Annotated in this window: 13 protein-coding genes; 4 read left to right on the forward strand and 9 right to left on the reverse strand. The window is 62.9% G+C overall.

Annotated features, from left to right (window positions below; all coding sequences use genetic code 11):
• Positions 1 to 57 precede the first annotated feature (57 nt).
• On the reverse strand, positions 58 to 3543 hold the full coding sequence (locus ASG57_RS18050) for a LuxR C-terminal-related transcriptional regulator (RefSeq protein WP_057196917.1): 3486 nt from the start codon (positions 3541 to 3543) through the stop codon (positions 58 to 60).
• Positions 3544 to 3668: 125 nt separating this feature from the next.
• Between ASG57_RS18050 and ASG57_RS18055 the strand changes: the two genes are divergently transcribed.
• Positions 3669 to 3995 (forward strand): nuclear transport factor 2 family protein, encoded by a 327-nt coding sequence (locus tag ASG57_RS18055; RefSeq protein WP_024343269.1) that lies wholly within the window; start codon positions 3669 to 3671, stop codon positions 3993 to 3995.
• A gap of 306 nt (positions 3996 to 4301) precedes the next feature.
• On the opposite strand, the gene ASG57_RS36825 is transcribed toward ASG57_RS18055, so the two are convergent.
• Complete coding sequence (locus ASG57_RS36825; protein ID WP_080655016.1) at positions 4302 to 4511, reverse strand: hypothetical protein; 210 nt, start codon at positions 4509 to 4511, stop codon at positions 4302 to 4304.
• Between the two features lie 660 nt (positions 4512 to 5171).
• On the opposite strand from ASG57_RS36825, the gene ASG57_RS39680 reads away from it, so the two are divergent.
• A complete protein-coding gene (locus tag ASG57_RS39680) occupies positions 5172 to 5579 on the forward strand; it encodes a hypothetical protein (RefSeq protein ID WP_024343271.1) in 408 nt (135 codons plus the stop codon).
• Positions 5580 to 5764: 185 nt separating this feature from the next.
• Here the strand turns inward: ASG57_RS39680 and ASG57_RS18070 are convergent, their stop codons facing one another.
• From ASG57_RS18070 to rocF, 5 genes are all read right to left on the reverse strand, one after another.
• Positions 5765 to 6112, reverse strand: a complete 348-nt coding sequence (locus ASG57_RS18070; RefSeq protein ID WP_051160787.1) for a hypothetical protein — start codon at positions 6110 to 6112, stop codon at positions 5765 to 5767.
• 51 nt (positions 6113 to 6163) lie between these two features.
• A complete protein-coding gene (locus ASG57_RS18075) occupies positions 6164 to 9283 on the reverse strand; it encodes an efflux RND transporter permease subunit (protein ID WP_024343273.1) in 3120 nt (1039 codons plus the stop codon).
• Between the two features lie 7 nt (positions 9284 to 9290).
• Positions 9291 to 10997 (reverse strand): efflux RND transporter periplasmic adaptor subunit, encoded by a 1707-nt coding sequence (locus ASG57_RS18080; protein ID WP_057196906.1) that lies wholly within the window; start codon positions 10995 to 10997, stop codon positions 9291 to 9293.
• A 52-nt stretch (positions 10998 to 11049) separates the two neighbouring features.
• Complete coding sequence (locus ASG57_RS18085; RefSeq protein WP_057196907.1) at positions 11050 to 11433, reverse strand: hypothetical protein; 384 nt, start codon at positions 11431 to 11433, stop codon at positions 11050 to 11052.
• A gap of 194 nt (positions 11434 to 11627) precedes the next feature.
• Positions 11628 to 12605 (reverse strand): arginase, encoded by a 978-nt coding sequence (gene rocF, locus ASG57_RS18090; protein WP_024343276.1) that lies wholly within the window; start codon positions 12603 to 12605, stop codon positions 11628 to 11630.
• Between the two features lie 258 nt (positions 12606 to 12863).
• On the opposite strand from rocF, the gene ASG57_RS18095 reads away from it, so the two are divergent.
• On the forward strand, positions 12864 to 13124 hold the full coding sequence (locus tag ASG57_RS18095; RefSeq protein ID WP_057196908.1) for a hypothetical protein: 261 nt from the start codon (positions 12864 to 12866) through the stop codon (positions 13122 to 13124).
• A gap of 114 nt (positions 13125 to 13238) precedes the next feature.
• On the opposite strand, the gene ASG57_RS18100 is transcribed toward ASG57_RS18095, so the two are convergent.
• On the reverse strand, positions 13239 to 15980 hold the full coding sequence (locus ASG57_RS18100; protein WP_057196909.1) for an EAL domain-containing protein: 2742 nt from the start codon (positions 15978 to 15980) through the stop codon (positions 13239 to 13241).
• A gap of 60 nt (positions 15981 to 16040) precedes the next feature.
• Positions 16041 to 17264, reverse strand: a complete 1224-nt coding sequence (locus ASG57_RS18105; RefSeq protein WP_057196910.1) for a FecR family protein — start codon at positions 17262 to 17264, stop codon at positions 16041 to 16043.
• A gap of 131 nt (positions 17265 to 17395) precedes the next feature.
• Here ASG57_RS18105 and ASG57_RS18110 point away from each other — a divergent pair, with 131 nt between their 5' ends.
• Positions 17396 to 19192: a ShlB/FhaC/HecB family hemolysin secretion/activation protein gene (locus tag ASG57_RS18110; protein ID WP_024343280.1), complete on the forward strand. Its 1797-nt coding sequence runs from the start codon at positions 17396 to 17398 to the stop codon at positions 19190 to 19192.
• Positions 19193 to 19555 lie beyond the last annotated feature (363 nt).

Consider the following 19555-nt stretch of genomic DNA (forward strand, 5'->3'; position numbering starts at 1 on the left):
GCGACCGCCGGTCGCGCTCGCGCACTGCTCAGCGTCAGCCAATGAGGCTGCAAGATGTCAAATCAGCAGATCATGGGGCGCAGATGGAATGCCGGGATGCGAACCATGATGACCGTCGCGGGCCCCGTGCTCGTCCAGCGCATGCGGCATCACTTCATCTTCCTGACTGAGCGCAGCGTGCGGTTTATGAACCTCGTCAGGCTCTGCGAGGGTGATGAGCGTGGAAGAAGCTGCCCCGTCGTCGAAGCGGAACACCTGATCGATGCCGCCGAGCGCGGGCGCGGATTCTGATGCCGCTACACCGGAATGTGCATCGCGCTGCGAATTGCTCTGGTCCGTGCTGTTGGTTGCGATGCTCGCGCCTGCATCCGCTCCTTTGGCCGAGCTTGAATGGCTCGGATTGCCGTGTTCGGCGCCGCTGGGTTCTGCCGTCTTCACGGCTCCCGGCGAACCGTCTTGAGGATGCCCATTGTCGTTCCCAATGCCGCCGCCGGATTTGGGCTTGGCTTCGGCGATCTCCAACGCCCCCGCCTTTGCAGACTCCGGCTCTGCCGCGTGCTGTGAATGGCCGTGCTCCATGTCGCCAGCATTTGCGTCGCCTTTGCCCGCTTCCGATCCTTTTGCAGAAGCCGAGCGGCCCGAATGACCGTGCTCGGCCTCGCCGGACTCTGCCGTCTTCGCTGCTCCTGGCGGACTGTCCGGAGCCTGGGATTGGTGCTCATGGTCATTCCCGGTGCCGTTGCCGGGTTTCAACTTGACCTCGGCCATCTCCGCAGCCCCCGCCTTTGCAGACCCCGGCTCCGCAGGATGCTGTGAGTGCCCGTGCTCCGTGTCACCACCACCTGTCCCGCTCTTGCTTGCTTCCGCTCCTTTGGCGGAAGCCGAGTGGCCCGAATGACCGTGCTCGATGCCGCCGGACTCTGCCGTCTTCTCTGCTCCTCGGGGACTGTCTAGAGCCTGGGAATAGTGTTCATGGTCGTTGCCGACACCTTTGCCGGGTTTGGACTTGGCTTCGGTGATGCCTGCGTCCGCCGCCTTTGCAGACGACGGCTCCGCACCGTGCTGTGAGTGGCCGCGGCCCGCCTTGTCATCCGGTGCGACGCTCGGTTCGGCGGCCTCAGCCGCTTTCGACCCTTTTGCAGAATTTGCATGGCCTGAATTGCCGTGCTCGGCGCCTGGTCCTTTTGTCTTCGCTGCCTTTGGCGGATCGTCTGGGGCTTGCGAATGCGGCTCATTGCCATGACCGACACCGTTGCCGGGTTTTGAATCCGCCTGCGCCATCTCTGCCTTTGTCGAACCTGGCGCTGCAGTATGCTCAGGGTTGCCGCCGCCGATGCCGGCGCCCGTGCCGAAGCCCGGTTGGGCCGTGTCGTTCTGCTTCGTCGACGGAACGCCGGCGTTCGAATTCATCGGCTCATTCTTCGCGGAGAAATTCTCCGCGGCCGGGGTCGCCGCGCTATGACCAGGCGGGGTTGATGATCCGTATGCCGACACACCGGAAGGACCGGTGCTCTCCTCCGTTGCATCCGCCGAGCCGCTCGTTGCGGCGCCGGACTTTGCCGCTGTCCCCGAGCCGATCCGAACGGCTGCGAATTGGAAGCTGAAGCCGTCATCGGCCAAAGCGCTCCAAACGTCGGCCGTCGCGAGCGAATCCTCGCTCGCGTCGCCGCTGCTCGCACTCACAGCGGTCTCATCGGTTGAGGCCGGCATCAGCGCTTGTTCGAGTTGCTCCAAGGTGGCTGCATGGACGCCGCCCTCTGTTTGCTGAGCGAAGTCCGCCTCGGCAACGGCCACGATTCCCTGCAGATGGACCTCCACGAGGCTGCGATCCCCGACATCGAGCACACGATCGGTCGGATTCACATAGACGATCGTCTCGTTGCGTTCGGAATCGTAGACCCAGGCGAGGGTATGTGGCGGAATGGATTTCGGCGCCGCCGTCAGATGCAGCCAGGCCAGCGCTCCGAATGCTGCGAGATTGAGCCTGCCGGGGCCGGACGTGGAATCCAGCACCAGCTCGGTGGCGTTGGACTTGGACTCGATCGGGGAATGATTGACAACGTGTTCAACGTTGCCTGCCATCGGTTGATCGCGGCCAAATCCGGCCGGGCCTGCATCGTGATCGGAGTCCAACAAGCCGACAGGTTCTTGAACATTGTGACCAGGGACATCCGGGCCCGCTTGGCCCTGAACGCTGTCCTGCGCGATGTCGCTTGCAATGGTCACGGAACCGGAATGCCGACCGGCATCATGGGGAAGATGATCCGACGCGGAGTTGCCCCCGTGATTGCCCTCGACATGGGTGATCGCGGCCAGGCTTGTGGTCGCATTCTCTCCGCCGATGGCCAGAAGGGTGTCTATGGACCCTTGATCCAGCTCATGCGCCTTGGCTTGATCGGGATCCTGCAGCGCGAAGATCAGCGCGCCGGCGACAGCGGCGAAGGCGCCATATCCGCCTTGCGGCGACATCGGACTGGAGGCGAATGGCGGGAATTGGTGTTTCGGAGCCGGCTCATCGCCAGCCGGCGTATCGTTGATTCCTCGCAGCAAGAGTCCAGGAAGATTGGGTGAGATCGATCCGACAGGATCGACATCCTTCCACGGTTTCGAGACGATGAATTGCTCGGCTGCGCGCAGTGCTTCCATCGCCGCCGCCGGGTTCGCGACCTGGTTCGCCCTCGCAGAAAAGTCCTTATCGCTGAACGCCGGCGTCGCGTCGGATTGCGAGAGGATGAGACGCTGGAGAATGGCCTTCTTCCAAACCTCATACAAGGCGTGCTCGCCCGCGTGGTGGCTATCGGCCTGGGAGATGCCGTTCGCTTCCGAGGCCTTGAGCTCATCCGCAATTGCGAACGCCAGGAAGGCCAATGCGAGCGCGCCGAGGCCCGACGTGCGTTGCAGCAATGCGATGGTCGCGAGCACGGTTCGGTTGGTGATCTCGAGCTTCTGGAAAATGTTGTAGAGGTGGACCTTGACCGTCCCTTGTGAAACGTTCAGCTCGCGCGCGATCTCCTTGTTCGACATTCCCTCCGACACGAGCCGCGCAATTTGACGTTCTCGATCCGTCAACAGCGTCAGCATCTTTTCGATTTTGCCGTCCTCGGCGGCATTCTCGACCGGCGAGAGATCCCGCTGCTGCAGCGACACACCGCTCTTTGCCATCAACCTCAGGGAGCGCAGCATGGTGACCGGGGCGGCATACTTGGAAATTGCGCTACAGGTGCCGGCAGCGATCGCCGCGGTCAGACCGGCGTCGGACTCCGTAAAGAACACCAGCCGCGTGGAGAGCTTCTCGGCTCCTGCAATCGCCAGGATTTCATTTGCGGTCAGATCCGGCAGGGCATCGCCAATCAACGCGACGTCGGGTGCCAATTTTCGAATGGCTTCGAGACAGCTCGCGCCATCGCTGGACGATGCGACAACGTCAAAATCCTGCTGCGTCCCGAGTACCGACTTCAAACCCTGCAGGACCATCGGTTGCCGATCGACGATCACAAGCCGGATGGGGTTGAGTATCCCTTGCCTGGCGGACGCGTCCAACATCGACTTTGCCTCGACCCGGTCCTCTATGTCCTTCGGCATATGGCCGTGGCCGGGTGGGATACTAAAATAAAATCAATCGATTTGGTTCCCACCTGACTCAGTTTGGACGGTACAAAGTGACAAATATGTCGTTTGACCCGATGGCCGTTGCGGTCGATTGGCTTGACGCCTACCGCGCGGGTGATCTCGAGACCATCATGGAACTTCATGCCGACGATGCCGTGGTGCACTGCGGCTGCTCCGGCGCCCAAACCATCACCGGCCGGGAGGCCCTTCGTGCCTATTGGATCGATCGTCTCCAGAACTTTCCGGCGGGTACCTTGGACGACCTCAATCCCTCCGATAACGGGACGGTTATCTCCTACGTCACCAGCACGGGCGTCATGAGCGCGCTTTTGGCGTTTGACGCCGTCGGCAGGATCAAGCTGCTGGACTGCAGTCCCCTGCAATAAGGCGGTGCCATCCGAGTCTGCAGGAGGAGCGCGCCGGCGTTGCGGTGCAAGGCTGGCATTGCCCATTGTTCATTGATCGAACATCTCGTCCGCAGCCGTCGGTGCGTTTTGAAGCTGATTGCGGGGTGGAGACTCTCGGGGTTGAGCCGCAAGCTTGGGCTCCCCGGTGTGGCAGCCACTAGCTCCCGAACATGATGCGCAAGGCGATCACGATGACCGCCGAGATGAGAAACGAAATCGCGAGCAGCGTCCAACTCGGCCTTGTGCTTCCGCGAGCCACGCGTGCAACGAGCATTTTCATGTTCATCAACATTCATCGCTGGGAAGTCGATGCAGGTAGGCTATCCCGAAGCTGGCGAGTTCCTCGGCATCGCTTTCGCGCTCTTCCCCTCTCCTGTGCAGGTGGCGTTCCAGCAGGCATCGCCGGCTGTCGAACGCGTCGACATCAGGATGCTGCGCCCGGTACACTGTCCAGGCGGTCTCCGCGGCGTTCTTCAAGACGGCATCGTCGACCACGCTTGCTCTCCGAAGGCCGGATCCATCCGTGCCAACTCTAAGGCGCTCCAGAAGGTTTCCTGTTTTTCCCGATTCTGGTGACGGAACGCGCCGACGAGACCAAGCATGATGGGCCAACGCTTGCTCGCTGGAACGACGGAGGTGCGCTCCCTCTCCCGCTTGCGCAGAGCTATCGCACATGACCTTTCGGAACTGCCTGAGCGAGCGCCTCGTCCGCCGAGACGACCGCGTCGCGGTCTCCTCGGGATGAGGCTAAGTGGCAACGCGCTCGCTGAAGCTGCTGCCGCGCACGTGGTCCTCATCCTGAGGGCCGCCGGAGGCGGGCGTCTCGAAGGAGGGTTGCACGCGAGCTTCCCGCCGCGTTTCCGCATATGCGATTGCCCTGCCGCTTGCGGGAGAGGGTTGGAGAGAGGGTGCTTCCGATGGGACCGCTCCCCAAGAGGAGACAGCCCTCACCCGGAGCTTCGCGCCGACCTCTCCCGCAGGCGCGAGAGGTGAACCACCCGCGGCATTCGGTTCAACCTGAAGCCATTCCGCTCCAGGGCGTCCGCGTGCGTCGGAGGAGCTGCCGACGTAGCTGCCAACCGCACACTAGCAACCATTGCCTATTTTTCCCGTTATTGCCGGGGCGGAAGCAATGTCATGTGAAAGGGTATCGCGATGAAGAAGATTGCAATGTCGACACTGGTAGCCGGCACTATCGGTCTCAGCTCGGTCGCGGCGACGTCTCCCGCGGAAGCTCATTGGCGAGGCTGGGGACCCGGCATCGCGGGCGGCCTTGTTGCAGGGGCCGTTATCGGCGGGCTCGCCTCCTCCGCGTATGGTTGGGGGCCTGGCTATGGCTACGCTCCAGGCTACTACCGCGCTGGCTACTATGGCGGTCCATACGCTTACGACTACGGATATGATGCACCGTACCGCTGGGGCGGCGGATACACCACGACCACGTATTATACGCAGCCGGTTTCCTACGGCTACCGCTATCGCCGCGTCGTGCGTCCCGCTCACGCCTATTACCGCGGATCCTATCCCGTCGTGCGGCACCGTTGGAATCATCACCACTGGTAAGCGTTTCGCTCATCTCACGAAGGGGCCGCACTCCGAATGAGCGCGGCCTCACTTCACGATCTCCTGGTTTGCCACCCGGTTCCGGGAGGCTCTCGTCGGGTCGGCCGTCGCGCCGAACGTGGGCGCGGCTTGAGCGCTCCCTCGCCGAAGAAGGTTGGCCGAATTTGGCGCGCAGAGAGTGGCAGCTAGTCCACTGTGTATCTGGCGGTGAGCGAATGACCGTGCAAGCTCGCAGAAAACACCACGATGGCCTTCGGCGACAACTCGGTCTGCAGCGTCCCCTTCATCAGGTTGGGGCTGGCGGGAGCAAGCGGAACGGTGATGGTCTTACCGCCATCCTGAACCGTTGCCCGTCCCCGCATGTCCTTGGTCGAGAGCGGAGAACCATCATCGTCACCGACATAAAAGACGATGTCTGTGCCCTTGCGGACAAACTCGATCGGGTGGCCCTGCGATTTGACGACGGGGCCGCCGTTGCTGCCCTTCGTCTGGGCCGTTGCAAGGTTGGGCATTGCGGCGATCACGACCATCATGGCTGCTGGAATACACGTTCTCATGGGTGGGTCCTCGAGCTTGTGCGGATTTCAGTAGGTTTCCGCGGTTGGGAAGGTTGCGGTATGGCCGGCTACCAGCTGCTCCAGCGGCTGCTTGCCGAAGATGAGAAACAGGATCGGGGTCACGACAGTGTCGAGAATTGTGGCGCTGAGCAGACCGCCGAAGATTGTCACGGCTACGGGATGAAGGATTTCCCGGCCGGGCTCGTCAGCCCCGATCAAGAGCGGCGTCAGGGCCAGCCCTGCGCAGAGTGCCGTCATGAGAACGGGACTGAGGCGCTCCATGCTGCCTCGAGTAACCAACCCGGTTCCAAAACGTTCACCTTCATGAACGGCGAGATTGATGTAGTGGGAGATCTTCAAAATGCCGTTGCGCGCCGAGATGCCGGCAAGCGTGATGAAGCCGATCATCGACGCCACCGACAGAGGCTGGCCGGAGACCTTCAGCGCCGCAACGCTGCCGATGAGGGCGAGTGGTATGCCACCCATGATGATCAGCGACAGCGCGGTTGATCGGTATCGGCTGTAAAGGACGAGGAAGATCAGCGTCAGGGACCCCAGGGATAGAATGCCGATGCGCCAGGAGGCTTCCTGCTGCGCCTGAAAGGCGCCTTCGAGCTTGGTCGTGTAGCCTTGCGGCAAGTCGAGTTCTCGAAGCGCATTCTGAATGTCGGCAGCGATGTCGGCGGTGTCGCGGCGCCCGTCTCCGTTGCCATAGACAACGATCCTGCGCTGAGTCCCCTCCCGTTGAATCTGGTTCGGCCCATCTGTCTCGACCACGTCGGCCAGTGCGCTCAGCGGAACGAACTCCGGGCCGGTCGGAATGAGCAGATTTTGCAGTCCCGTTGTGGAACGGTCTTGCTCCGCCAGGCGCATCACGACGTCAAAACGGCGATTGCCGTCGACGATCTGGGAGACCTTTCGGCCATTGGACAAGGTATCGAGCGCCTGCGTAATCGCGGCCGGCGTCAGGCCATGAAGTGCGGCGCGAGCATGATCGACCTGAACCCGCACTTGCGGAATCAGTACCTGCTTCTCGACCTGTAGATCGACCAGACCGGGAACGGCTGAGAGACGCTGGCGCACGGTCTCCGACAGGCGCCGCAATATCTCCATGTCCTGCCCGAAGATCTTGAGCACGATCTGCGCACGGATGCCGGACTGAAGATGATCCAGGCGATGGCTGATCGGCTGTCCGATGGCAACCGACGCCGGCAGTGCGGAAAGGGATTCCCGAACGCTCGCATAAATATCCGCCTTCTGGCGCTTCGACGGAACCAGATCGACATCGATCTCGCTGAAGTGCACGCCTTCGGCGTGCTCATCGAGCTCGGCGCGGCCAGTACGGCGTCCGACCGATCTCACTTCGGGTATCCTTGCGAGCAACTGCTCCGCCAACAGTCCTAGGCGGTTCGATTCCGCGAGCGAAATGCCAGGATTGTATTGCAGCGACAGCACCAGCGTTCCTTCGTTGAAGGGGGGAAGAAAACTGCGGGGCATCTGGCTCGCGGAGTAACCTGCCACGACGACCGCCGCCGCGACGGAGCCCAGCACCAGGCCACGCCGCTCGAAAGCCCATCCGAGGACCCGCCGGTTGGCCTGCTTCAGCTTGGTGACGATCGGGCTCTCGCGGTCACCTGAACGAGTTCGTCCCGAAAGCAGATAGTAGGCTAGGACCGGCGTTACGGTGATCGACGTCAGCAGCGAAGCAAGGATCGAGACCACATAGGCCACGCCAAGCGGCGTGAACAGCCGCCCCTCGATACCCGGAAGGGCGAACAGCGGCACGAAGACGAGAACGATGATCATCGTTGCATAGACGATGCTGGAGCGGACCTCCTGGCTGGCCGCGGAAATCACTTCCAGAGCAGGACGTGGCATGCTCAGCGCGGCGTTTTCCCGCAAGCGCCGCAGAATGTTTTCAACGTCCACCACGGCATCGTCGACCAGTTCGCCGATGGCGATGGCAAGGCCGCCAAGCGTCATGGTGTTGATCGTGAGACCAAAGGCGCGGAACACCAGGATTGTCACGAGGACCGATATTGGAATGGCGGTCAGGGAAACGAGCGCGGCGCGTCCGTTCATCAGGAACACGAACAGGATGACGGCGACGACGACTGCGGCCTCGACGAGAACGCGCTCGACATTGGTTATCGATGTTTCGATGAAGGTGGCCTGCCGGAATTGCACGTTGGTAACGTTGATCCCATCGCGCATGCTGCGTTGCAGCTCCCTGAGCGTGGCTTCAATATTGCCCGTCAGCGCCACGGTATCCGCAGCCGGCTGCTTCATCACGCTGATGATGACGGCAGGCTTGCCGTTGTACCCGGCGTCGCCCCGCTTGGTGCGCGCTGCAAAATCGACCGACGCGACCTGCTTCAGCAGGATCGGCTGCTGGTCGCGGTTGGCAACGACAGTGTTAGCGAGATCTTCGATCCTCCTGGTGATTCCAACGTTGCGGATCAGGTATTCGCGGCCGTGCTGGTCAACAAAGCCACCGCCGCTGTTGGTGCCGAACTTTGCGACCGCCCGCTCGATCTGGTCATGGTCGATGCCGAGCGCCTGCATTGTCGCGACGTTTGGCGTCACGCGGTACTGGCGGACCTCGCCGCCGATGGGTATGACCTGGGCGACGCCGGGAATGGCAAGGAGCTGCGGTCTGACGACGAAGTCGGCGATCTCGCGCACGTCCATGGGCGACGCCGTGCCATCGCTGGTCAGCGCGATCAGCATGATCTCGCCCATGATCGACGTCACCGGCCCCATCTGGGGATTGACCGAAGCAGGCAATTGTTCGCGGATCAGCGCCAGCCGCTCCGAGACGAATTGCCGGGCCCGGTAGACGTCGACACCCCAGTCGAATTCGACGTAGACGACCGACAGACCGACGCCTGAAACCGAGCGTAGCCGGATCACGCCAGGCATGCCGTTCATCGACGTTTCAATCGGAAACGTCACCAGCTGTTCCACCTCCTGGGGCGCCAGTCCCTCGGCCTCAGTCAGGATGTTGACGGTCGGGCGATTGATGTCCGGCAAGACGTCGACAGAAACGCTCGGCAGGACAAACAGGCCGTAGCCAACCAGCACGGCGGCTACAGCCAGCACGAACAAGCGATGACGCAAGCTTGTCTCGACGATGCGCTTGAACATGAGCGATCTACCGGATCTGGTTGATGAGGTCGGTACCGCGAACGACGATGCGTTCACCCTCGTTGAGGCCGGCCGCCACGATCACGCGGGCCGCGTCGACCGGCAGCACGCGGACCGGCTTCGGCTCGAAGCGCTCGGGCCCGGAGTGCAGCCAGACGATGGTCTCGCCATTGCCGCTCCGAACGACGGCTTCGCGCGGGAAGATCAGACCCGCCACGGGAGTGCCGGTCTGGACCATCACGTTGAGCGGTTGGCCGATATTGAGGCCCGTCGGCGGCTCCGGTATCGCAAACTGAACGACGGCTGCATGCTGGCGCAGTGTTCGGCTTGTTCCAACGAAGGTCAGTGCGATCTGCTGCCCGCTCGGGGACATTGCGGTTGCGGCTTCCGGCTGCTTCGAGCCTATATCGTCATAGGCCAATGCCTCGACCCAGAGGCTGCGGGGGTCCGCGATCTGAAACAGGACGTCTTGCGGTTGGATGACTTGCCCCGGCACGACTTTGGCGGACGTGATGATGCCGTCGGTCGGCGCCCGCAGCTCTTCAAAATCGGTGCGGGAATTTCGGACGGTTTCGCGGCGCGCCCGCAGGCCCTCCAACTCGCTCTCGAGGTCGTTGACCTGCCCTTGGGGCACCGCGCCGCGGTCGGCCAGCGGCCTCAGACGCCCCAGCTTGTTTTCCGTCACCGCCATCAGCTGCTCGATCTCGCCGACTTTCTCGAGGATCGTCGTCCGATCCGCGATTGGCAGACTCGGTTCGATCTGAATGAGCAGATCGCCCTTGCGGACAGATTGTCCGATGCGAGGTATGCCGTCACTGCCGGGAACAACGCGCCCCCCGTAGATGCTCTGCACGATGCTGCTGCGGTCGGGAGCGGCCATGACGCGGCCGATCAGCGTAACCGCGGGTCGAATTGTCCGCGGCTCGGCCGCGGCGGTCCGCACATCAAGCAGCCGCTGCGTCGGCTTGGCTGCAAAGACCGTGCCGTCTTGCAGGCGCCGCGGGGCATCGCTCAGTGCGGGAGCTTCCGGCGGATTTGGTCGCGTTGCGTTCGTCGGGCCCTCGCCGAACACGATGGCCGCGAGAATGACGAAGGCTCCTGCCATCACGGCGCAGATGGAGGCAGCCACGCTGCGGCCACGTTGTCGCCAATAGGCAAAGAGCAGACCGAATCCCGCAGCCGCAAGGACAGAGGCGGCGATCGCGGTTCGGCTGGAAAAGAGCGGACCGTGCTCGTGCTTTTGTTCCGTGGGCCGGGCAACGGCGGCACGCACCGGCACGAGCGAGTCCACCAGCAGATCGTTTCCCTTGCTCGCGGTGATCGAGAAGATGACTTCAACTGATCCGGACGGCGTACCACTGGGAATTCCGGCGGAGTAGACCCCCTTCCCCACGTTCTCGGCATTGACCGGCTCGGACTCGCCGAGCGTGATCTGCAAGGCCGCATCTGAAACCGGCTCGTTCGTGGTCGCATCGTCAATGAAGACGGAAAGCTTGCCGTCTTTCAGGATACCGACGACCTCGTACAGCTCGGACCGCGCGGCCACGCGTGGGTAGGCCGACGAAACAACCGCCGGTTTGTCGGCTTCGCCGTGATCGTGTCCCTCATGGCCAAGGGCGCTCGACAAACCAAAGAACAGGCTCGCGACCAAGCCAAGGCCGGCCAGCCCAAGGATACCAAGCCGCCCTTTCGGGCAGCGCCGATTGATCAACATGAAAAAGTCCTTCAGACATGCGAAAAGGCGGCGGCTGAACGGGCCGCCGGAACTACGCGATGCTGAAGGTACTTGGCGGCCGAACGAGCGCCTCTGGGCTCATTCCGACAAGCGCGCGTGCAAGCGGCAGCTCGATGGCACCGAGCACTTCGAACGAGCTGGGCAGGTGAATGAAGTGCGGCGAGGCGATCGAGGTGCCGAACATGTCCCAGGCCACGCCCGGGGCACCACCCTCGTCGTGATCCGGCCCGTCATGAACGTGGCCCTCGGAGTCGTCATCTCCATGGGAATGCACGTGGCCCGCCAGCTGATCATGGAAATGCAGCGACCCGCTCAATGCGACAGAAGGCGCCGGCATGGTGCCAATGGCCGCCTGTACCTGCGAAACCGAAATCAGGCTCACCTGAAGCACGAACGCCCATATCGCCACGAACATGGCTGCTCTGGCGAGTCGACGGAAACGTTGAGCGAAGCCGTGCTGCACAGCAATGAACTAGGCGATCCCGCCTGCGATTTCAATGACCTTGGGCGATCCCAGGGAGAGCTTTACCGCAAGCGTTCCTCGACAAGTCGCTAGAATCTTCGGCGCGGGGCGCGGCGAGTTCCCTCATCCATGCCTTGTCGATCGGGTCACTCGCCCGGCGCGATCGCGTTGCTCGGGGTCGGCCGATCGGTAATCTGTTGGCCGAACAGGCTACCGATCAGCTCGACAGCCGTACGCGCCGTCCGACCACGCTCATCCAGGAAGGGATTCAGCTCGACAATGTCGACCGACCCGACGACGCCGGAATCGTGCAGCAGCTCCATGATGAGGTGCGCCTCGCGATAGGTGGCTCCGCCCGGCACTGTCGTGCCGACGCCCGGCGCTACGCATGGATCGAGAAAATCGACATCGAAGCTGACATGCAGCACACCGTTGCTCGCCTTGACCCGCTCGATGACGCGGCGGATCAAGACGGCGACGCCAAACTCGTCGATCTGCCGCATGTCCACGATCCGGATCCGACGCGAGCGCATCAACTCCTTTTCGAGCTTGTCGATCGAACGCGCGCCGAATAGGTCCAGCTTGTCCGGACCAATCGAGGCGCGCGGTTCGTCGCCGAGCAGGCCCTCGAGGCCGGGCTCGCCGCAGAGGAAGGCGGCCGACATGCCGTGCATGTTTGCGGTGATCGTCGTCTCCGGCGTGTTGTAATCGGCGTGGGCATCGAGCCAGAGCACGAAGAGTTCGCGTCCGCGCTCCTGCCAATGGCGCGCCATCGCATTGACCGACCCCATCGACAGCGTGTGATCGCCACCGAGGAAGATCGGCAGCGCGCCGGTTGTCGCGATCTCATAGCCCCTGCGGCTCAGGGCGCGCGTCCAGCGTTGGATTTCGCGGTAATGATTGGCGTTTTGAGGCGGCTTGTCGGCAAGGTCCCGAAGTTCAGCCACGGACAGATCGCCACAATCGACGACATCGAAATCCAGGCTTTCGAGCAGCGTCGCAAGGCCGGCGGTGCGCAGCGCCGCGGGCCCCATCAAGGTGCCACGCTGAGAAGCCCCCATGTCGATGGGAGCGCCGAGCAAAGCGATGCGCCGGGCTCGATCCGTCATGGTCCGATCGGTCACGGCTGTCTCCTACATCAGCAAGGTTGACCCAGCCTAACAGAGATTCGCACCCGTCGTTTCCCGGGAAGCCCGCGCGTTGGCCGACGTGTCATCGGAACAAAACCATCCCTGCTGAATTGCCCATCCAGGCCGGCACCCGCCGTCGACCACGGCGCCTGTTGCAGATAACCAAAGGTCATCAGACCCGCTGTTCAAAAAAGCGCTCGCGCGGATAGCCAACGGTGTCGGCCTCCATCGTCAGGCCTGGAGGTCACGCCCTTGAGCACGGAGATACCGCAATCCACATCCCAACCCGGCATGGCCGAACGTGCCATCGACACGGCGGCGGACGTTTCCCGCACGATCGGTGAAGTCGCCGGAGGTCTGCACGCCGCCGTAGGTAGTGTTACCTCCGCCGTCGAGGAATCGCGGAAACCTGGCGGGGCGCTTGCGACAGTCGCAGCGATCACCCGCGAGGCGCCGCTTGCCAGTCTGTTCGTCGCGTTCCTCTTCGGCGTCGCAGTCGCGCGCCGGCGCTAGAGCTGATCCTGAGTGTGCAGCGGCTTTTCCAAAGCATCATGCTGAATCAATAACCTAAAGCGCGATGACGATTCTTCCAGATCTCATCGCGCTTTAGCAGCGAGGCCAACCTGCTCAGGCTGCGCTGATGGCCTCGATCTGGACCGCCAGGAATTGCTTTTCAAATGCCTCGGCCGGCATCGGACGGCCGAAGAAATATCCCTGCCCTTCTTCGCATCCCATGCTGACCAGGAAGTCGGCCGTTGCCTTGTTCTCGATACCTTCGGCCACCACCGTGAGACCGAGTTGCTTGCTGAGGCCGATGGTCGAGCCGACGATGGCGGCATCGTCGGAGTTGGCAAGAAGACCGAACACGAACGACCGGTCGATCTTGAGTCCGTCGAGAGGGAACTTCTTGAGATAGCTCAGGCTCGCATAACCGGTGCCGAAATCATCGAACAGGGCGCGGACGCCGAGGTTTTGAATTCTCTTGAACAAGTCGAGCACACGGCGCTCGTCATGAAGCAGGATATCCTCGGTAACTTCGATTTCGAGAAGCGACGGCGTCAGCCCGGTCGTTTCGAGCAGTGCTGCAACTGAGTGCGCGAGATCGCCCGATTGAAGCTGCGAGGGCGAGAGGTTGATCGCGACGCGCACGTTGTTGCCGGACAATTCCCAGGCGCGCGCTTGACGGCAGGCGGTCTCCATCACCCAGTTCGCGATCCGCTCCGACAGCGCAGAGGTGTTAACCACCGGCATGAACTCCGCGGGCGAAACATAGCCGCGCACCGGATGTCGCCAGCGGATGAGCGCTTCGGCCCCGACTAGGCTGCCGTCGATCAGGCGAACCTGCGGCTGGTAGAACAGCTCGAACTCGCCGCGATCCGCGGCAAGCGCCAGCTCGCTCTCCAGCGTCAGCCGATTCTCGAGCTCCTGCCTGATCGCAGTCTCGAAGATGACATGGCTGCCGCGCCGCGTTGCCTTCGCGCGGCTCAGCGCCAGATGGCCGTTGCTCAGAAGATCGTCGGCATTCTGCCCGCCTTCCGGATAGACGGCAACGCCGACGCTGATCCCGACCCGGTGCTGCCGCTTGCCTGCTGAAAGCGGGGCTTGAAACGCCTGCGCGATCCGCTCAGCAAACTCTGCGATCTGTTCGCCGGCTTCCAGGCAATCGATGGCTATGGCGAATTCGTCGCCGCTGAGCCGGGCGACGATCGCTTTGCCGTCGACTTCGCTCCGCAGACGCTCAGCGACCGCGCGCAGCACGAGGTCTCCGGCCGAGTGCCCGAGCATGTTATTGATCTCTTGGAAGCCATCCAGGCCGAGCACGAGCAGTGCGACACCGCAGGACCGCCGCTCCGCCGCACTGATCAGATCGGTGAGGGCCACATGCAGCATGGGCCGGTTGGCAAGACCGGTCAGCGCGTCGTGTTCGGCCAGGTATCTGATACGTTCAGCTTCGCGTTTGCGAACTGAAATGTCGCGTAGGATCACTCCGTATTGAAAGCCGTCCGTTCCCTGCCACCCCGAGAAGCTCGCTTCGACGGGAAAGGTTTCACCGTTCTTACGCCGGCCCTCGAACTCGACGACGACCGCCCCGCCCGGCACCAGAAGCGCCTGGCGCGCATCATCGAGCATTGAAGGTCTTGCGTCGCCGTCCGTTGGTACGGCGCACAGCGTGTCGAACCGGCGGCCGATGATCTCGGCCGGCATGTAGCCGAAGATCGCGCTCGCGCCGGGATTCCAGACCGTTATCCGGTGTTCCCCGTCGGTGCAGACGAGCCCGTCGCCGAGCGACATCGCGATGCGGTGAAAGCGGCTCTCGGCGATGCGTCCAAGCAGACTACGGAAGTCGATTTCGTCCAGCGCAATTGCGGTCAGGTAGACGATGACAGCGATGTGGAGCAGCGATGTGTCGATGACGAGCGGCCATCTCGCCTGCACGAAGGCAGCGGCCAGCTCGACGGTTACGCCGGCTCCGATCAGGATTGCGACCCGACTGCTGAGTGCGAAGCGTCGCCACGAGTAGACCATCAGCAGGCAGACTGCGCCCAGGCCGAGTATCATGCCGATATTTGATGTCCAACGCAGCATCCGGTTCTGAAGGATCGATTCAGCGGCCAGCGCCTGGAGGACCGGTCCGGAGATGATCTTGCCGTTGGGAACACTGAATCGGTCGCCAAGCTCGAGCGCAGTGGCACCGATGACGACCTTCTTGTCTTTCAGCTTGCCCAGAGTGGCGGCATCGCCGCGCAGCACGTCAACATAGGAGACGGCGGGAATGGAGGCCGCGCGAATGCTGAAGTCGATCAGGAAGGGCCGCCGGCGATTGGCGTCCTGGCCCGCCAGCACGACCGCCATCGAGGGCATGAAAGCGTCGCCGATCTTCTCGTCGAACGGATAGCGGCGCACGAGCCCATCGGTTTCCACGGCGACATTGACGACGGCCGGCCACGACTGGTTGCTGAACGACTTCAGCGGGCGGTTGACGTGAGCCGGGCCACCATTCTGCGTCGGCTGCTTGAAGGACGGAAGAATCGTCGAGCCCCCAACCTCCCGAAGCGCGCGTGCGAAAGCCTCGTCGGAGGCCGAATCGGACGGCGTGCTGAAATCGACATCGAAGGCAATGTCCTGCGCTCCCGCCGCCTCGAGTCTGCGCAGCAGCTCCGCGTGCAGCCGGCGCGGCCAGGGCCAGACCCCGATCTGATCGATCGACGGCGCGTCGATGGCCACGACCACGATCTTGCCGCTGGCATCACGCGATTGCCAGGCGAACCGAAGGTCGGTGAGCGCATTGCGAAGCGAACCATGCCATCCCGTGGACAGCACGATCGCGAGCGCGATCACAACCAGAATATGCGGCCGATAGCGTTTCACTCGACCCTCCCGCGCACCCGCTTCCTACGGGTGCGCCCCCGTCATCCCCTGACAATCGCCTCAGCGTCGGTTGTGACCATAGGCGTTGCCATGGCCGCTATTGCCGCCGTTGCCGCTATTGCCCCTGCCGTTGCCCGTGGCCCCATTGTTGCCATGGCCGCTGTTGCCGCCGTTGCCGCTGTTGCCGTTATTCCCGCCGTTACCGTTGTTGCCGTTGTTGCCGTTGTTGCCGTTGCCACCGCCGTTTCCGTTGTTGGCCCGCGGAGCATCGCTCGATGCACCGGCTGTCGTCGCGGCGATCGTCGCATTTGTGTTGCCGACACCGCTGGCTGCCGCGCTGTTGGATGCGGCCGGATTGGTCTTGCCGTCGCTCCACACCGTCGGATTGTCGGTGCTGGCATTCGCGTTGCGCACCTGTCCGGGCACACCGCCGCCATGAGCGAGGCCGCGCGTGACCTTGTGGACGTTCAGCTTGACCTCGCCGAGCGAGTTCGAAATACGCACCACGCCCGGCTTGGGGGCATGCCCCTCGGACGCCTGTCCCGACGCCTTGGGTGCACCAGCCGCCTTCGTGCTCTTGTCGACTGGACCGAGAGCGTGGATTGCATGGCCGTTCGCGGCATTGCGCGGTGCCGACAGGCCCGATTTCGGCACGGGCACCCGCTCGATGGTCGGGGCGCGCGGCTTGCCTTGCTCGATCGGACTGAACGTGCCTGCGCCGCTCAGACTGAGACCAGGCTTGCCGTGCTCGAAGACGGTGGCAGCCTGCCCCGGCATGACCTGGGCAATCTGTCCCGTCCTGAAGTCGGAGACTTGGACTTGGCCGCGGAGCACGCCGACCTTGGTGCTGCCCGCCGCCACGGTGACGCTGAACCTCGTGCCCTTGACCACGGCTGCGAGGTAGGGCGTCTCGACCTCGAAATGCTTGACGTTGCGCTTTTGGACCTCGAGCAGGATCGAACCTGCCTGCTGGATGATAGTGGTGGAAAGACCCTCCTTCTGCTCGGCTGGAAGGCCAACCACCGAGTTGGGAGAAATCAGCATCGTTTCCTCGCCGCGGACCAGCAGCACGCGCCCGTTACGCCCGGTGCGAATGGTATCGCCAGGCTTCAGCGCCTCCTCCTGCTTCAGCGACACCTGCTGCGCGCCGCTGGTGGCGACCCAGACCTCGCCCGAGGCCTTGCTCACCGACCAAGCTCCGCCGTCCGCGGCGGACGCACCGGAAACCGTCGCGAGGATCAGCGCCGCCGCGAAGGCGCACCGCATTCCAACTCTGCCCAACATCGCGATCCCTCAGTCCGCAGTACAGCCAAGCCTGAGGAGTATCGGAAATCACTCAAGAGAGAATTAGCAGGTGTCGGCCAGCCGCGCGGGCGCCTTAACCAATCATTGACCATAAAAAACTATTAAAAATCATGCGGCTAACGAACCCTTACCGAGCTTTCGGGAAATCTCCGTTAAACTACGGAGTCTGGATCGCGGTGCGGGGTGTGACATGGCACCTGCTTAGCGTTCTCGGGCTGTTAGCACCAATTTTCGCAGGGGCCCTGCAAGCATCCGCACAACAGGCGAACCAGCCGGGCTTCGATCCGCGCCAGCCTGAGAAGTACTTTGATAACCAGACCGAGCAGGAATCCCTCGGCCGGCCACCGGTCCGGTTGCCGAGCGTCGGACAGCCCACTCCGGGCGGGGATGCCAAGCCGCAATTTGTGCTGCGCGGCATCGACGTCATTGGCGCTCACGCCATCTCCCGCGATCGCATCGCCGCGGTCTATCAGACCTACCTTGCCAAGAAGGTCTCTCAGGCCAATCTCGCTGCGATTGCCGGCGCGATCAGCGAACTGTACCGCGAGGCCGGATTCCACTTAAGTCGCGCAATCGTGCCGCCGCAGGATATCGCCGACGGCCGGGTCCGGATCCAAATTATCGAAGGCGCCATTGTGCAAGCCGAGCTGAAAGGCGATGGCGCCGAACAGTTCGGCGTCAGGCCGATGCTCGGGCCGATTCTGGCCGAACAACCCTCGCGCCTTGCAACGCTCGAACGCCAACTGTTCCTGATCAACGGCAGACCGGGCGTCCGGATCACCGATACCGCGCTGGAGGAGATCGGCGGCACGACGGGCCGCTTCCGCCTGATCGTCTATTTGAAGACCTGGCACGTCTTCTCCTCCTTTGGCCTCGACAATCTCGGATCATCGTCGGTCGGCCCCTGGCAAACCTACGCGACCGGCGCGTTCAATTCCTACCTCACGCCCGGCGACACCCTTTCGGTCAACCTGTCGACCATTGCCAACGATCCGCGCGAGCTCGGCTTCGCGCGGATGTCCTACGACGCGCCGGTCGGTGTCGATGGTTTGCGCCTCGGCGCATCGGTGCTGTACAGCGCGGTGAGGCCCGGCGACGCCCGACGCCTCGACAGCGACATCACCACGACCGAAGCATTCGAGCTGCGTGCCAGCACCGTTCCGCTGCAGTCGCAATCGTCCACGCTCACGCTGACAGCCGCGATGACCTTCAGCAATGTGTCCGAGCATGACCTTTACGGGCCGTGGTACAACGACCACATCAGGACGGCGAGCCTGACCGCCGACTATAGGCTTCAAGACGGCTTCGGCGGCACCAATTTCGCGACGGCGAGCTTCCGGCAAGGCCTGGACATCTTTGGCGCATCACATTTCGACGACGATCTGCTATCGCGCGCTGGCGCCTCGTCGAACTTCTCGGTGCTGAGCTTGTGGTTCACGCGCCACCAGACACTCAACGATGCCTGGTCGATCAAGGTCTCGGCTGCGAGCCAAACCGCGTCACGGCCATTATTCACTTCGCAGCAGTTCTATCTTGGCGGCGCGGCTTTCGGCCGAGGCTATGGCGCAGCCGAGATCAGCGGCGACAACGGTCTTGCCGGCACGATCGAGCTGCGCTTCGATCAGAAGCTCAATTTCCGCTACTGGACCGGCTATCAGCTCTATGCCTTCGGCGACGCGGGCGCCGTCTGGAACCACGGCTACCGCCTGAGCGATGGCCTGTCGCTCACATCTGCCGGAGCCGGTGTGCGCTTCTTCCTCCCTGACGATCTCCATGCCGACTTAGGCGTGGCTGTCCCCTTGAGCTACCGGGCACCTGACAACGAGCGTCGCAGCCCACGCTTCCTTTTCACGCTGTCGAGCGCATTCCGGCTCTGCCCCGAACGCGGCAAGGCCGGCTGCCTTTAGCCGCCCTGTCGCAGAACGGCGCCATGGCAGGGCGACCGCTTTCGCGGCCCTGCTCAGAACTTGCGTAACTGCCGGTCGAAGATCGTGAGCAAGTCACCGATTTGAATGATCATGAACCGGCGAATGTTAGCGGAGAAGCTTTGCGGCAGATCAAGGCGGCTCCCAAGCGGCACGCTAGAAGAACAACATGGCCTCGGAGAGACAAGTGTCGCACTATACCGCAAGCCTTGATACGAAGAGCCTTGGCCTGGCCGCGGCAAGAGTGCCCGCATTCGTACGGCATCTCTATCGTTCGACCCGCAAGCTGTTCCGGTCGGTCATCGCCCGCATTGACCTCTCGCAGTTTCCAGGATCATGCTGCGG

The organism is Bradyrhizobium sp. Leaf396 (genome assembly GCF_001424605.1).
Taxonomy (GTDB): domain Bacteria; phylum Pseudomonadota; class Alphaproteobacteria; order Rhizobiales; family Xanthobacteraceae; genus Bradyrhizobium; species Bradyrhizobium japonicum_C.